We start from the raw sequence: 15,544 nt of genomic DNA, 5'->3' as shown, positions 1-15,544 counted from the left end.
TTGTAAGTTTGTTCTTTAAATCAATAAAATATGGCAATTCCTGTCAACATAGAAAAACTTGTCTCCGGACGTATTGTTGAAAGTGAACGGATTGAATATAAAAAAGGTTGGAATCCGGCAGCTATATATCGTACGATTTGTGCATTTGCAAATGATTTTGAAAACATAGGGGGCGGATATATTATTGTAGGCGCCGAAGAAGAGAATGGTAGAGCCAAACGCCCGATTACAGGTATACCGACGGAACAATTGGATGCTATCCAAAAAGAAATGATCGGTTACAACAACCTTATACGCCCTTATTATGGTCCTAAAATAGATATTCAGACGCTCGACGAACAAAATCTCCTTGTAATTTGGGTTCCCGCCGGAATGGACCGTCCTTATGAAGTCCCTGAAAATATAAAGGCTAAAGATAAAAAACATCAGTATTATATCCGCAAATATGCAAGTACCGTTCGACCGGGTAAAGTAGAACTGGAAGAATTATTTAACCTGGCAAATCGTATTCCATTCGATGACCGTTCCAATCAACAAGCTACAATAGACGACATTTCCCCTTCCTTGGTCAGGGAGTATCTGGTTACGGTAGAGAGCGAATTACTGGATGAATTCGACAAAGTGCCGTTAGTAGAAATTTATCGTTCAATGGATCTGTTACACGGCTCTGATGAGATGCTTTTTCCCAAGAATATTGCATTGATGATGTTCAATTTCAGGCCGGACAAATTCTTTCCCTATTCCCGTATTGAAATAGTGGAGTTTCCCAAAGGATTAGGCGATCCTACATTTTATGAAAAGCCTGCCATTACGGGCCCCATACACATACAAATCCAAAAGGCATTGGAACAGCTTGAGAATATCGCACTAAAAGAACAGATATATAAACGCCCTGACAAAGCTGAAGAGTTATCCGTTTCGGGCATTGGAGGAGACGGTAGTCAATAGTGTATATCATCGCAGTTATGAGATCAGGGAACCTGTTGAGATCCGTATTCTCCCCGATGCCATTGAAATAATCAACTATGGTGGCCCCGACCGCAGCATAAAGTTGGAAGAAGTTCGGAAAGGTATTATCCGGAACAGGAGATACCGTAATCGTAGAATTGGGGATTTCTTAAAGGAACTGGATATGACCGAGGGAAGAGGAACAGGTATTCCCATTATCCGTAAAGAAATGGCGAAAAACGGTTCTCCCGAACCCTGTTTTGAAACAGACGAGAACTACAACTATTTTATAGTCACTCTTCCAATTCATCCCGCTTTTCGTTCCGATGAGGGTGTAAATGAGGGTGTAAAAATATCGCAACCATCTGATAATAAAATTAATACTATTTATTCCCTCGTTCGTGAGGGTGTAAATGAGGGTGTAAATGAGGGTGTAAGCGAAATAATAGATCTTATTTTGAAGACGACGGGGCTGAACGCTGTGGAAATTGCAGAGAGAACGGGGAAAAGTCTTGCCACAATTGAACGATATCTCCGTATATTAAGAAAAAAAGAGATCATTGAATTCAGGGGAGCCCCGAAAACCGGAGGTTATTTCTTTACTTCAAAAGTAGATGAATTTTTAAATAAATAACGAATACCACTATTATGCCTCGTCCCCGCAAATATACCTTTCATCTGTCCCAACTGGAGGGATTTAAAGAGGCACGTTCGCCAAAATAGAGATGCCGGAATCTTATTTCTTTTCCTGCAACAACTGTTCCAAAAGGGCCATTTTTCTCTCTCCAGTTTGAGCATCCGTTCGTACAGGACAGTTTTTCCCTTACTTAGTTCGAGAATTTGTTCGATTAAATTATACGTTCTGTAATTATTTCTTCTCTCCCAATAACTTTTCCAATAACGCAATCTTTTCCTGCTCTTTTTCCAATAACTTTTCAAAAAGTTCTGCAATCTTATCTATCGGGTTATTGATAATATTATCTCCGGCAATATAATTATAGGCAGAGCCTGAATTATTATCCAGTCTGTTGTTTTCAATAATCACCGTTACCGGATCTTCTTCCAGTTCCTTGATCAATTCGGGGGCTACATTTAATGCTTTGGCTAATTTATCAATCACCTCATCTTCCAACACTTTTTTCTGTTCGAAATTGGAAACGCGTGCCTGGGTGATTCCCATCATATCAGCCAGAACTTCCTGCTTGATTCCTAAAGAGTGACGAATGCGCTTTACTGCGTGCCCGTGATGTGTATTCTTGAAGGTCTGCTCTTTTGTTTCCATTTTTTATCTGTTTTTCCGTGTTATATAGCAAAAATAGTGATTTTCGGTGATATACTTATAATTATATCCGGAAATCGCATAATTATATGTCGATTTTGTTCCGTTATTCACAAAAAATCTTTTTTCCTTTGTCATTGTGTTACTGTTTTTAAGAATAATTATTTGTCATTGACTCTTAAATCAGCTTATGAAGAGCTGATTATATGTTGAAAAAAATTGAATTTGGTAGAGAATGAATTTCTTTATTGTGTAAATATTAAGTAAAAAATCATCATCCTGTTAAAAATTATGCCTATGGGAACATAATAGATTTAAAACGAATTATTATTTTTGTACCGTAAAACCACGGTACGAAGTAATATAGCGCTTTTTTGGCCTTCATAACGAATCCGCTAAATTCTCACACGAGGCTAAAGAATGGAAGCGCCCTTAGCAATAAGGGCGTGGACATTGTCATATTCTCGTGTGAAGGCCCTAGCGGTGCCTGTTATGAGGAATATCGACAATCGTCCGCGCCTCTTTTTTATATCCTCGCATATAAATCGAATAAGATGTCAGAAGCCTGATTACCGGCAGTCTTATTCTTTCATAAACGGAATACCTATTTTTCGCCTGGACGATTGCCCGTTACCGCTCCGGGTTTCAGTTACCTGCAAACTCTCTTCTCTTTCAGCCGACTTTAGCCGGAATACCCGTTTAATTTTTCAATAAACGCCGACAAGGTATTTGCCGTTTGTAGCGGATCAGATTCACCGTCGGCCTGTAAACCCATAATATATTCACCATGATGCTAAAAGACCTTACGGGATACAATATATGATAATTTATTAATCAATCTAAAACAAAATCCAAGATGAAACAAGTAATTTTAAGTTTAGTGAAAAGGATGATGTTTCTCTTCATGTGGTTATTTCCCTTATGTCTGTTTGCCCAAAACATAACCGTTAGGGGTACTGTTACCGATAACAATAACGAACCCCTGATAGGGGTAACCGTTCAGGTACAGGGAACGGCAACCGGAACGATTACCGATATGGATGGGAATTTTGTATTACCGGATGTTCCGTCCAGTGGTATCCTTGAAATCTCCTACGTAGGTATGCAGAGGCAAACTGTTCCGGTTGATGGAAGGACGTTTATAAGTGTGGTGCTGGCGGAAGATACGGAAACGTTGGACGAATTGGTAGTCATTGGTTATGGAACAGTAAGGAAGCGTGACCTCACGGGAGCGGTAACCTCTGTAAGTAATCAGGAAATTGTCATCTCTCCCACCAATAACGTGATGGAAGCCTTAGCGGGTAAGATCCCGGGTATGGATATTATTAAGTCGAGCGGACGGGTTGGAGAAGGAGTAGATATCATATTAAGAGGGTCACGCTCTATCTATGGAGATAATTCGCCTCTGTTTATTATCGACGGGATCCCGGGTAGTTACAGCCAGGTCAATCCTTCCGATATCGAGAGTGTGGACATTCTCAAAGATGCCTCTTCCACGGCAATTTACGGGTCTGCGGGAGCAAACGGGGTGGTCATCATTACCACAAAACGGGGTAAGGAGGGTAAAACCAGGGTGAACCTGGATAGCTACTTCGGTTTTAGCGGTAAACCGGAGTTCTTTCACGGTATGATCGGCGACGAATGGGTGCAGTACCAGAGGGAAGCCTATAGATACCAGAATGGACAGTATCCGGCCGATATGTCTACCTTATTGCCTGATGCAGGCAAACTGGAAGCCTATAATCAGGGGAAATGGATCGACTGGGTGGAGGAAGCTGCCGGTAATACGGCTACAAACCATGTAACCAATCTGTCCATAACAGGTGGAAATGCGAAAACCCGGGTATACTCTTCTATTTCCTATAATCGTGACCAAGGATTACTGAAAAATGAAAACCAGGACCGTTATGTGTTCCGGTTTAATGTCGATCATGAGCTGTTTAATTGGATGAAAACGGGAATCACATCTAACTTGAGTTACTCAGACCGGAACAATGGGGTGAATAATACTTTTACAAGGTCGTTATCGGCATTTCCCCTTGGAGATGCGTACGACGAAAATGGAAATATCATCCATGAATATGCAACGAATGAATTTTCACCCCTTGGAGACTTCATCCCTTATCAATTCGAAAATAATAACAAGAATACGTATATTCATGTAACCGGAAATGTGGAAATAGTGCCGGTTGCCGGTGTAAGCCTGAAAACAGTCTTAAGCGGGACATTGAACAATGGAAGAACCGGCCAGTTCTGGGGAAACCAGGCCAACGCCAATCGGCCTACTTACGCGGGGTCACCGCATGCTTCCATTACAAACAATTATGGCAGAAGTTATACATGGGAAAATATACTCTCCTATAATAATACCTTTGCCGATAAACATACTGTCGGAGCAACTTTGGTTACTTCATGGAGTCACAGTCAGAATGAATTCAATATGGCTGCAAGCAGTGGGCAGCAATTAGAATCCTGGTCATACTGGCGCTTGATGTCAGGAACAGCTCCTCATGTAGAGTCAGGTTTTGACCAAACGCAGAAAATGTCTTATGCTATACGAGTAAATTATTCATTACTGGGTAAATATCTGTTAACCTTTTCAAATCGATGGGATGGTGTCTCCTGGTTATCTGCCGGTCATAAGTGGGATAGTTTTCCGGCAGCGGCGGTCGCGTGGCGTATTTCGGATGAGGAATTCATGGGGTCCATCGATTGGCTGACCAACTTAAAGTTGAGGGTAGGTTATGGAGTTACCGGAAACTCTGGAGGAATAGGCGCCTATGGTTCGACTACGAATGTGTATGCTTATTCCAGTGCCGGTATATCAATAGACGGACAAATAGTACCTTTTACTCAATATACGGGAACATACGGCAATCCCAGTCTCGGATGGGAAAAATCAAAGAACTGGAATCTCGGGTTCGATTTCGGATTTTCTAACAGAGTGAACGGTACCCTGGATCTCTTTCAAACAAAAACAACGGGACTCCTATTTAGACGCACTATGCCTATTACAGATGGAATTACCGGATGGGGAGCGCCTCTTTCCAGTTGGGAAAATATTGCCGAAACCAGTAATAGAGGATTCGAACTGGCCATCAACTCGCACAATATAGAAACAAGAGATTTCAGGTGGAACACAGACCTGACTTTTACATGGAGCGAGGAAAAAATCGAATCTCTACCTTCCGGTGATCTGATCGCGGAAAGTTTGTTTGAAGGGTATCCTATACGTTCATTGTATAACTATAAATACCTTGGCATATGGGGAAGTGATACTCCTGCTGAAACCCTGGAAATATACGGTGTAAAACCGGGCTGGATTAGAATTGAGACTGTGGAAAATGATGGCGATGGAGGAGAGCATAAATATAGTGAGAATGACCGACAGATTTTAGGCCATTTGAATCCGGATTATATTGTCGGTTTAAATAACAGTTTTCAATACAAAGATTTTGATTTCACTGTTTTTGCCATGGCGAGATACGGTCAGACAATCGAGAGTGATTTGATCGGATGGTATACGGCAAAGGCCAATACCTCAACAAATCAGCCTCGCGGGATAGATTACTGGACCGAAAGTAACCAGAGTGCTTACTTTCCGGTTCCCGGCAGTGGCGATGAGCAAACTGTCATGTCGGCCTTGAGATTCCGGGACGGCTCTTTTATTAAGATCAAAAATATCACATTGGGATATAGCTTACCCAAAAGTGTTATCCAAAAAACGTTCTTTGAAAACTGTCGTTTTTATGTAACTGCCTATAACCCGTTTGTATATGTAAAAGATAAACAACTGAGAGGAACAGATCCGGAGACGAACGGCTCGGATTCATTCCCTTTGTATAAACAGTATGTTTTCGGAATAAATATTAATTTCTAATGATGACAAAGATGAGATCTACAATAAAAAATATATTACTTGGAGCTGTATTGCTCGCTGTAACGATGAAATTCCAATCCTGTTCTCTGGATGAGTATAATCCGGGAGGATTTACAATGGAGGCAATGTCTGCCACAGAGGAAGGTTATCAGACACTGGTCAATCAGTGCTATTTCGCAATGCAGCGGTATTTCTATGGAACTGATAGCTGGATGGCGCTTACCGAAGGGAATACGGACCTGTGGACATATCAACGCAATATGTCAACCAGCTGGACCCAGTGGTTTTGGTTTTTTGCCGGAGCCGCTCCCAATACAACCTATACAAACAATTGGTGGAACGGAACCTATGATGGGATCGGCTCATGTAATACGGCCATTTACTATGCCGACAGGGTGCCTTTTAAAACCGAAGAAGAGCGCAACGCCAAACTTGCCGAGGCGCGTTTCTTGAGAGCCATTTACTATTTTAATGCTGTAGAACAGTTTGGCGCTGTTACGATGATAACTGAGCCGGCACAGTCCATTAATTTTAAACCCGAAAGGACCGATCCATTGACTATCTATGAAGAGATAATCATTCCCGACCTGTTGTTTGCTTTGGAATGGTTGGGAAAAGGAACTGATGCCACTACGACTATTCCTACAAAGAAGGCTGCACTCGGTTTCCTGGCTAAAGCGTATCTACAAACGGTACAATACGATGATTCCAAAAAATATGCTGCAGATGCATTACGTTATGCGAAGATGTTGATTGATGATGCAGAAGCAGGAGGTGCGCAGTACAATGCCTATATGTATCCCAGTTACGAAGATGTATTTAAAGAAGCTAACAACTGGAATAATAAAGAGGCACTTTGGAAACATCGCTGGTATGCCGGTGCCGACGGACATGGGTCGAGTAACGGAAATTACCGGTTGAACAGGAATAATGAATATTTCGGTTGTAATCTGTTCCAATTTGGTGCCTTCACCGATACGCAGGAGTACCGTATTTCCTACGAAGGGAATCAATCCGGGCAGTTTATGCCGACACAACATCTCCTGAGCCTGTTTATGCAGGATGATGATACGCTGGATCCGAGATTTAATATTGTGTTTACTACAGAGTGGGATGCAAATACCCGGTATATATGGGACGAATCCACTGTACACCGGTTTGATCGTAAAGAGAGTGTTACCGGATCAGTGATCGAGGTGGGTGACCCTGGAGTCCGGTTTCTTATGCCGCAGGATCCTGGCTATACAACTGAATCCGCCAATAAACTGAGCCGGGACTATCTGGTGGTTGATTATAAGGATGTCTATAATGATACAGAGAAAAGAGTAAAAGCGAATTATGCATACCAGAATCCGTCGGGAGATTATACATCCGACGGATCCTCTGAGAATCCGTTCAATTATTTCTATCCGTCACTCAATAAGCATAACAGCAGCAATTTCTATGTGGCAAATGCCAGTCAAAGAAGAAACGGGAACCTCAACGCTACTTTTATGATGCGTATGGGCGAAGTATATCTGATTGCGGCAGAGGCCGATATCTATGCGAATGGTGGAGCCAATGCAGCCCAGTATATTAACAAAGTACGTGCCCGGGCGGGTGCGCAACCCTTAAGCGGAGCAGTTACGGTGCGTACGGTGCTGGATGAAAGAGGCCGTGAATTATGCGGCGAATATTCCAGACATTATGACCTAAAACGTACAGGTATGTTTAAGGATAATAGCTATTTACAGAGTACGCACCCCGATTTGGCTGTATTCTTTAAACCCGAATATGCTTTACGTCCCATACCTACCGCATTTATCCAGGCATTGGAAGGTGGCGGAAGTTATTATCAGAACCCCGGGTATTAAGCGATGGCTACTGAAAGTAGCAAGATTTATATAATTAAAGAGGAGGGTGCCCAGATTGGTACCCTCAACTATTTGTCCCCTATCTGATTCCTTAAGGTTGAAATTTACTATTCTTGCCAGATGATGGTTAAATAAAATTTCTGGTAATTAACAATGTTAAAGTGAGGGAATTTTAAGTACATAAGTACTAAGTATGAAGTCTCTATTTTGAGATGTCTAACTTTATGTTATTAACTGAAATGCTATGATTATGTTAAAGAATGTGTCTTTAAGTCGGTATCAGCGCGTAAAGCTTTCAATGGGTAAAGTTTTGGTTATTAGCGTTGTTACTTTTATGGTCGGGATGATCTGTCCCGCTTTGCTATTGGGAAACAGTATTTCCGATAATTTATCTGACAGCTTTGGAGTAAATCAGGCTTTACAGGTTAGAGGGAATATAGTAGATGAGACAGGAGAACCGTTAATCGGTGTCTCCATACTCATAGAAGGAACTTCGCAGGGAACAGTATCAGATATCGATGGGAATTTCGTAATGAACCTTCAATCAGCGGGTGTTTTACAGATAACGTATGTGGGTTATAAAACACAGCACATAGCAGTCAACCAGAGCAATGACAATCTGAGGATTGTGATGGAACCGGAGATCAGCACCCTGGATGAAGTGGTGGCTATTGGCTATGGTACCGCAAGAAAAAGAGATTTGACAGGAGCGGTGTCATCCGTAAAAACATCGGATATTGTGCAGATACCCACGTCCAATGCCATGGATGCTATCCAGGGTAGAGTGGCAGGAATGGATATAACCCGGTCGAGCGGAAGCGCCGGATCAGGGGTGAACATTACCATAAGGGGTACCAAAACCCTGGGATATACGGATATCTATGGGACTAAAACAAGAAATACCGAACCGCTTTTCATCATAGACGGTGTGCAGGGCGGATCCTATGCGGATTTGAACCCTAATGACATAGAGAGTATCGATGTATTGAAAGATGCTTCTTCAACGGCAATATATGGATCATTAGGCGCCAACGGTGTTGTAATTATTACTACCAAAAGGGGACGGGAAAACAGGATCAGTATAAATTATGATGGTTATTATGGTGTCAATGGGTTTGTTGATTACCCGACGCCCAGGATCGGTGAATCGTATATGGATGTAAGAAGAGAGGCTTACAGGGCAGTTGGGGAATGGGAATCCCAGGCGGATGATTTCAAGATATTCTCGAACGAAGAATGGGATGCCATACAAAACAACCAGTGGGTGAACTGGATCGACGAACTGGTACGGCAGGGAAGACAACAAAGCCATAATGTGACAGTTTCTTCCAATAATGATAAATTGAATTCGTATCTTTCATTGGGCTATTACAATGAAGAAGGTATCTTTAAAAAAGATGATTTCACCAGATACACGTTGCGGGTAAATCTTGATTACGAAGTAAGAAAATGGTTGAATATAGGAGTGAATTCCCAGTTGACTTATTTCGATCAGAATAGTGTTCCAAGCAGTATGCTTACCCAGGCACTGACCTATATTCCGCTGGGTACTCCTTATGACGAAAACGGAGAAATAAATCTGTTTCCTGTGTCGGGTGACGCACAAAGATTATCGCCGTTGGCCAATTATGCCTCAGAGAATAAGGCGATTGACAATACAATTGCCCTGAGATCGTTTAATACGGCCTATCTGATTATCAGGCCCATTGAGCAGTTAAGCTGGAGGTCTAATCTTTCCACATCCGTAAATGCGCAGAGAAGGGGTATATATAATGGTCAATACTCCACCAGCCAGTATGGAGGAAGTTACATAAACCAGGCTCAGGTGAATAAGGATTTATTCAGGAACTATACATGGGACAATATAATTACCTATGCCGATAATATAGGAGATCATTATCTGGAAGCGACCGGGATTACCACATGGATCAAAAATATGGATGAAAGTTATTCATCGATTGGAAATGACCAACTGCTGGATTCATACCTGTTTTACTCCCTTGGCGCTACAGATCCTGCAAGCCGGTTGATTTATTCAAATTATATACAATCTCAGACATTTGGTCTGGCAGCGCGTCTTTCATACAATTATCTGGGTAAATATTATATTACGGCTACCGGCAGATGGGACGGTTCTTCGACACTTGCACCGGGCCATCAATGGGATTTCTTTCCCTCTGTTTCGGGTGCATGGCGCATAAATGAGGAACCTTTTATGGCATTTTCCTCAGATTGGTTAAGCAATTTAAAGCTAAGGGCCAGTTATGGTACATCAGGAAATGCCGGCGCGCCGCCCTATGCAACACAGGGTGGGAGCGTGTCTGCCAATACGAGATTCGGCTTTAATGATGATCCAGTTTTAGTGTATCAGTTCGCTTATCTGGTAGGGAATCCTTCGCTTGGATGGGAAAAATCAACTTCTACCAATCTTGGGTTTGACATCGGCCTATGGAATAACAGGATCGATCTCAACCTCGATCTGTACAATATTGATACGGATAATATATTGATGGCCAGAAGCCTGCCGCCATCCACCGGCGCCGGAGGATCCAGCTCGGCACAATTCTCCACCTATCAGAATATCGGAAAGACCAATAATAAGGGAATAGAGATCACATTGAACACGGTAAATATAGACAGAAGAGACCTGAAATGGAACTCAACCCTGACATTTACTTCCAATAAGGAAAAGATCGTGTCGTTGATTACCGGTGAAGATATCATATCAGGTCAAAATCCGGAGATAGCGTCCTTACTGATAGGGAGACCAATAGATTCTTTTTACTCCTATAAACTGGATGGCATCTGGCAATTGGGGGAAGAAGAGGAAATGGCTAAATATAAGTTGAACGGAGCGGAAAATGCTTTTACTCCCGGCAGTCTGAAAGTGGTGGACAGCAATGGGGATTTCAATATCACCACAGACGACCGTCAGTATCTGGGGAGCAGATCGCCCAAGTTCACTATCGGACTGAATAATTCTTTATATTACAAAGGTTTTGACCTGGGGTTATCTATGTTGATGAGATGGGGTCAAATGATCGATGCCGAGTTTCTAGGGAGATTCGATCCTTCGGGAGTATCCAATAGCCCGGATTATCTGAATTACTGGACTCCTGAAAATCCGTCGAATGATTTTCCAAGACCCAAAAAAGACGGGAGAATATATGATAACTTTGGATATATGTCCCTTAATTATATTGATGGCTCTTATTTTAAAATAAGGAATGTAAATCTCGGCTATACAATCCCTGCCGCATTATCGGGCAAAATGGGGATTAATAAGTTAAGATTCTATATTACGGCTTCTAATTTATTTACTGTCGCCAAGAGCCATTTGATAAAGAATTATGATCCGGAACGGGGAGGCTCTGAAAGTATGCCCTTGACCAAACAAGTGGTATTTGGTGTGAATTTTAATTTTTAACAGAATGATCATTATGAACACAAAATTACAGTATAAAATAGTAGTTCTGGTCATGACGCTCTCTTTCTTTGGGGCGTGTAGTCTGGAAGAATATAATCCTTCCGGCTCTACGGCCGATATAGTATTCAGTACCGAAGAAGGGATGAATGCACTGGTGAATTCAGCGTATTATAATTTTAGTGCGCAATTTTACGGAAGGGAAGATATCATGTTCCTGTTCGAAGGAGGAACCGATTTATGGTATATGGGCGCCAGGGGAACGTATGCGGAACAACTATTGGTTTATAACGAGAGATTGGATCCTACTACCGGGCAAATAAGAAACACATGGCAACGCCTGTACGAAATCGTGAATTATACCAATGCCGGAATAAACAGGATCGAGAATGTGGTATATTCGGATGAGAATGTGAAATTAGCCAAAGAGGGAGAGTTGCGATTTATACGGGCTTACGCCTATTGGATGATTGCCGAAACATTCGGTGGGGTGACCTTAAGGACTACTGAAACATCCGGGGTTCCTCTGACAGCCGAAAGAAGTCCCCTGAAAGATTTCTATGATTTAATAATAAGTGATCTGGAAAGGGCTGCGCAAATATTGCCGTACCATCAGGATCAGGTAGGGAGAGCCGATAAAAAAGCAGCGTATGGAATGCTTGCAAGAGCAGCATTGACCCGCGCTTCTTATCTGGAATATTTTGAAAACAATAAAGCGGAAGCAGATCAATTCTATCAAAAAGCATTGGATGCAGCCAATGAATTGATCGATAGCCAGGCAGAGTACGGATGTCGCCTTTATGACACGTTTGAAGAGGTTTTTGCCCCGTCAAACAATAAGAACAATGCTGAGGCTTTGTGGACGATAACCCATTCGACCAATTCCGCCCTGAATCCGCAGCCGAACAATGCCAATCGGCTGTTCAGGTGGTACCTGGCAAAATATACCGGACTTTGCGGTATGCCCTCTTTAGAAGTGACGGAATATGGAAGGGACGGCGCGAGTAGATTGATGCCTACCAGATTCCTGTTGGATATTTTCGATGAAGATATCGATGCAAGGTATTATGGCTCCTTTAGAGAGCATTTCATCCTTCCTCTTACTACCCAGCCTTACAGTTGGACTACAACCGATATTGCACGGTTTGAAAAATCTTTTTCTGCCGGTTCCGTGACCATTCAACCGGGTGACACCGCATTGTTTTATACCAAAAAGGTCATCACAGATAAGGATTCCAGACCGTACGGAGTGAAAGATATCAACGATACCTACAATTCCGACGGGACAATTTCGACCAACGCAAACAATAATCCCTATTATCCGTCACTCATGAAGTTCAGGGATCCCGACAGGACACCCGGATCAGATGCCGGTACTAAGAATGTGATTGTCATGCGTCTTGCTGAAATGTACTTGATCGCGGCTGAGGCAAGTTATAAGTTAAACAGAACCTCTCCTGACGCTGCTTATTATATAAACGTTTTAAGAACGAGAGCTGCGGTAAAAACTCCTGTAGATCGTACCTCGGAGATGCAGGTATCGATCTCGGATATCGATCTCGACTTCTTGTTGGACGAAAGGGCCAGGGAGCTTGCGGGAGAACATCTGCGTTGGCCCGATTTAAAAAGGACCAAGCAGTTGGAGAACAGATTGGGACAAGGGAATCAGAATCCGGATATTACTGCTTTTAATCCCGATAAACATTATGTTCGTCCGATTCCTCAATCTGAATTAGATGTGCTGGAAAATGCGGATGAGTATGGTCAGAATCCCGGTTATTGATCAGGGATTAGTGTAAAAGGACAACCTACGTGATTAGATGCTCCCCAAAAGTTTCGGTCTAACTTTTGGGGGCATTTGTTTTTAGATTATTCCTTGTCAGATGTAATCACATTTGTTTGTGCGAAAGCATTTTGCTTATGTTTTCAATGACAAAAACAAAATGCAAAAAGTCTTTTACGTTCTTTAATCAACGGTGGCAGAATCCCGGTTCTTGATGAGTACAATGCAATATTGAGAACGTCATAAAAATGTGTAGTAACGTAAATAAAGATAACGAATTAAGGGATACCACAAGGATTATCGTGGATTCCTCAAATAAAATCACATTAACACTATGAGAAAGAGAAAGTTTCTGTTTCCTTTAGGGTTGCTTTGTTTCACTTTATCGGTGATGGCACAACAAAAAGGATTGTTAAATACGGTGAACAGCCAGCATGTAGTAATGAACAATGTAGATATGGGATCCGTACATTGGACGAAAGGATTCTGGGCAGACCGGTTTGAAGTCTATAAAGACACGATGATCCTGAGCATGTGGAAGACACTGAATAATCCTGAAGTATCCCATTCTTTCAGGAATTTTGAGATTGCCGCAGGTGATAAAGAGGGTGTCCATTCAGGTCCCCCTTTTCACGATGGTGATTTCTATAAATGGTTCGAAGGGGTGGCATCGGTCTATGCCGTCACAAAAGATCCCCGGTTGGATGCTTTGATGGACGAAATAATAGAAACCTTACAGAAAGTGCAACGTCAGGATGGATATATCCATACTCCCGTGCTCATTGAAGAGAGAAATGAGACGAATAAAGAAACGGCATTCCGTGACAGGTTGAATTTTGAGACCTATAACCTGGGCCATTTAATGACGGCCGCCTGCGTACATTACCGGGCAACCGGTAAAAGGTCACTGTTGGAGATGGCTATTAAAGCGGCAGATTTCCTCCGGAATTTTTATGAAACGGCCTCTGCCGAGTTGGCGAGAAATGCCATATGCCCTTCTCATTATATGGGGGTAGTGGAGATGTACAGAACCACTGAAAATTCTGCTTACCTGAAGTTGGCGCAAAACCTGATCGATATTCGTGGTCTGGTGGAGAGCGGAACGGACGACAATCAGGACCGGATTCCTTTCAGGGAGCAGACCAAAGCAATGGGGCATGCCGTGAGGGCAAATTATCTGTACGCAGGCGTGGCGGATGTATATGCCGAAACGGGAGAACAAAAGCTAATTGAGAATCTGAAGTCGATCTGGGATGATATTGTCAACAGAAAGATGTACATCACAGGTGCCTGCGGTGCTTTGTATGACGGTACTTCTCCTGACGGTACGAGCTATGAACCCGATTCGATCCAGAAAGTGCATCAATCGTATGGCAGGGCGTATCAATTGCCGAACAGTACCGCGCATAACGAGACGTGTGCCAATATCGGGAATCTGCTGTTTAACTGGCGCATGTTACAGGTGTCAGGGGATGAGAAATACGCCGACGTGATGGAAACGGCGCTTTACAACAGTATCCTGTCGGGAGTAAGCATAGACGGAAAACGATTCTTTTATACCAATCCTTTGCGTGTCTCGGCGGATTTCCCTTATACTTTGCGTTGGTCAAAAGAACGTGAAGAATATATCACATTGTGTAACTGTTGTCCGCCAAATACGGTGAGGACCTTGTGTGAAACACACAATTATTTCTATTCGGTAGCGGATAATGCCCTTTGGTTTCATACTTACGGGGGAAATAAACTGGATACCAGTTTACCCAATGGTACAGTGATTCAATTGTCTCAGGTTTCGGATTATCCCTGGGATGGGAAGAACAGTATCCGGATCGACCGGATCTCTGGAAACGATGAGGTTTCACTATTCTTCCGTATTCCGCAGTGGAGTGGAGAGGCTACCCTTTCTGTAAATGGTAAGGCAATCGATATCTCGTCTGAAAAAGGAGCGTATGCTGAAGTCAAAAGAAGATGGAAAAAAGGAGATATCATTGAGTTGGATCTGGATATGCAAACGGTTTTAATGGAAGCCAATCCTCTGGTGGAAGAGGTCAGAAACCAGGTCGCCGTGAAGAGAGGACCGCTGGTCTACTGTCTTGAATCGATGGATATAGAGGAGGGTTATCAGATGGATGATGTGATGCTGCCTGCGGATATGGAGCTTACACCACGCAGAATGGTTATCGATGGTAGCCCGATTATCTGTCTTGAAGGGCAGGCCGACCTGATTGCCGGTGACCCGTCGTGGAAAAACCAGCTTTACCGGCCTGTAGCCAAAGAAAAAGAAAAAGTGAATATACGGTTGATCCCTTATTATGCCTGGGGAAACAGGGGGAAAGGTGAGATGACCGTTTGGATGCCATTGTCAAGATAAAAGAGG

At 42.7% G+C, this 15,544-nt stretch carries 8 protein-coding genes; 7 read left to right on the top strand and 1 reads right to left on the bottom strand.

The features are described 5' to 3' along the window. Positions 1-30 precede the first annotated feature (30 nt). Positions 31-948 (top strand): AlbA family DNA-binding domain-containing protein, encoded by a 918-nt coding sequence (locus tag PSM36_RS17245; protein WP_083711064.1) that lies wholly within the window; start codon positions 31-33, stop codon positions 946-948. Continuing rightward, positions 926-1,582, top strand: a complete 657-nt coding sequence (locus PSM36_RS17240; protein WP_083711063.1) for an ATP-binding protein — start codon at positions 926-928, stop codon at positions 1,580-1,582. Before PSM36_RS17245 ends, PSM36_RS17240 begins: the two co-directional genes overlap by 23 nt. Positions 1,583-1,816: 234 nt before the next feature. Here the strand turns inward: PSM36_RS17240 and PSM36_RS13270 are convergent, their stop codons facing one another. Further along, a complete protein-coding gene (locus PSM36_RS13270) occupies positions 1,817-2,230 on the bottom strand; it encodes a helix-turn-helix domain-containing protein (RefSeq protein WP_076931331.1) in 414 nt (137 codons plus the stop codon). An 853-nt stretch (positions 2,231-3,083) separates the two neighbouring features. On the opposite strand from PSM36_RS13270, the gene PSM36_RS13265 reads away from it, so the two are divergent. The 5 genes from PSM36_RS13265 (at position 3,084) to PSM36_RS13245 (ending at position 15,538) form a co-directional block, all read left to right on the top strand. Further along, entirely contained in the window at positions 3,084-6,107 is a 3,024-nt protein-coding gene (locus tag PSM36_RS13265) for a SusC/RagA family TonB-linked outer membrane protein (protein WP_083711062.1), read from the top strand. An 11-nt stretch (positions 6,108-6,118) separates the two neighbouring features. Beyond that, positions 6,119-7,960 carry a RagB/SusD family nutrient uptake outer membrane protein gene (locus tag PSM36_RS13260; RefSeq protein WP_076932269.1) on the top strand — a complete coding sequence of 614 codons (1,842 nt, stop codon included), beginning with the start codon at positions 6,119-6,121 and terminating at the stop codon, positions 7,958-7,960. A gap of 298 nt (positions 7,961-8,258) precedes the next feature. Next, positions 8,259-11,387, top strand: a complete 3,129-nt coding sequence (locus tag PSM36_RS13255) for a SusC/RagA family TonB-linked outer membrane protein (RefSeq protein ID WP_158602496.1) — start codon at positions 8,259-8,261, stop codon at positions 11,385-11,387. 13 nt (positions 11,388-11,400) lie between these two features. Further along, positions 11,401-13,167: a RagB/SusD family nutrient uptake outer membrane protein gene (locus PSM36_RS13250; RefSeq protein ID WP_076932267.1), complete on the top strand. Its 1,767-nt coding sequence runs from the start codon at positions 11,401-11,403 to the stop codon at positions 13,165-13,167. Positions 13,168-13,501: 334 nt separating this feature from the next. After that, positions 13,502-15,538 (top strand): aceric acid hydrolase, encoded by a 2,037-nt coding sequence (locus PSM36_RS13245; protein WP_076931329.1) that lies wholly within the window; start codon positions 13,502-13,504, stop codon positions 15,536-15,538. The last annotated feature ends 6 nt before the right edge of the window (positions 15,539-15,544 follow it).

It is taken from the genome of Proteiniphilum saccharofermentans (genome assembly GCF_900095135.1).
Lineage (GTDB): Bacteria > Bacteroidota > Bacteroidia > Bacteroidales > Dysgonomonadaceae > Proteiniphilum > Proteiniphilum saccharofermentans.
The sequence above is the reverse complement of the archived record's forward strand: the minus strand, read 5'-3'. Positions and strand labels throughout refer to the sequence as shown.

Bases quoted from the DNA above. Each gene is read 5' to 3' on its own strand.
- PSM36_RS17245 (WP_083711064.1), top strand. From the start codon at position 31: ATGGCAATTCCTGTCAACATAGAAAAACTTGTCTCCGGACGTATTGTT.
- PSM36_RS13270 (WP_076931331.1), bottom strand. From the start codon at position 2,230: ATGGAAACAAAAGAGCAGACCTTCAAGAATACACATCACGGGCACGCA.
- PSM36_RS13265 (WP_083711062.1), top strand. From the start codon at position 3,084: ATGAAACAAGTAATTTTAAGTTTAGTGAAAAGGATGATGTTTCTCTTC.
- PSM36_RS13260 (WP_076932269.1), top strand. From the start codon at position 6,119: ATGAGATCTACAATAAAAAATATATTACTTGGAGCTGTATTGCTCGCT.
- PSM36_RS13255 (WP_158602496.1), top strand. From the start codon at position 8,259: ATGGGTAAAGTTTTGGTTATTAGCGTTGTTACTTTTATGGTCGGGATG.
- PSM36_RS13250 (WP_076932267.1), top strand. From the start codon at position 11,401: ATGAACACAAAATTACAGTATAAAATAGTAGTTCTGGTCATGACGCTC.
- PSM36_RS13245 (WP_076931329.1), top strand. From the start codon at position 13,502: ATGAGAAAGAGAAAGTTTCTGTTTCCTTTAGGGTTGCTTTGTTTCACT.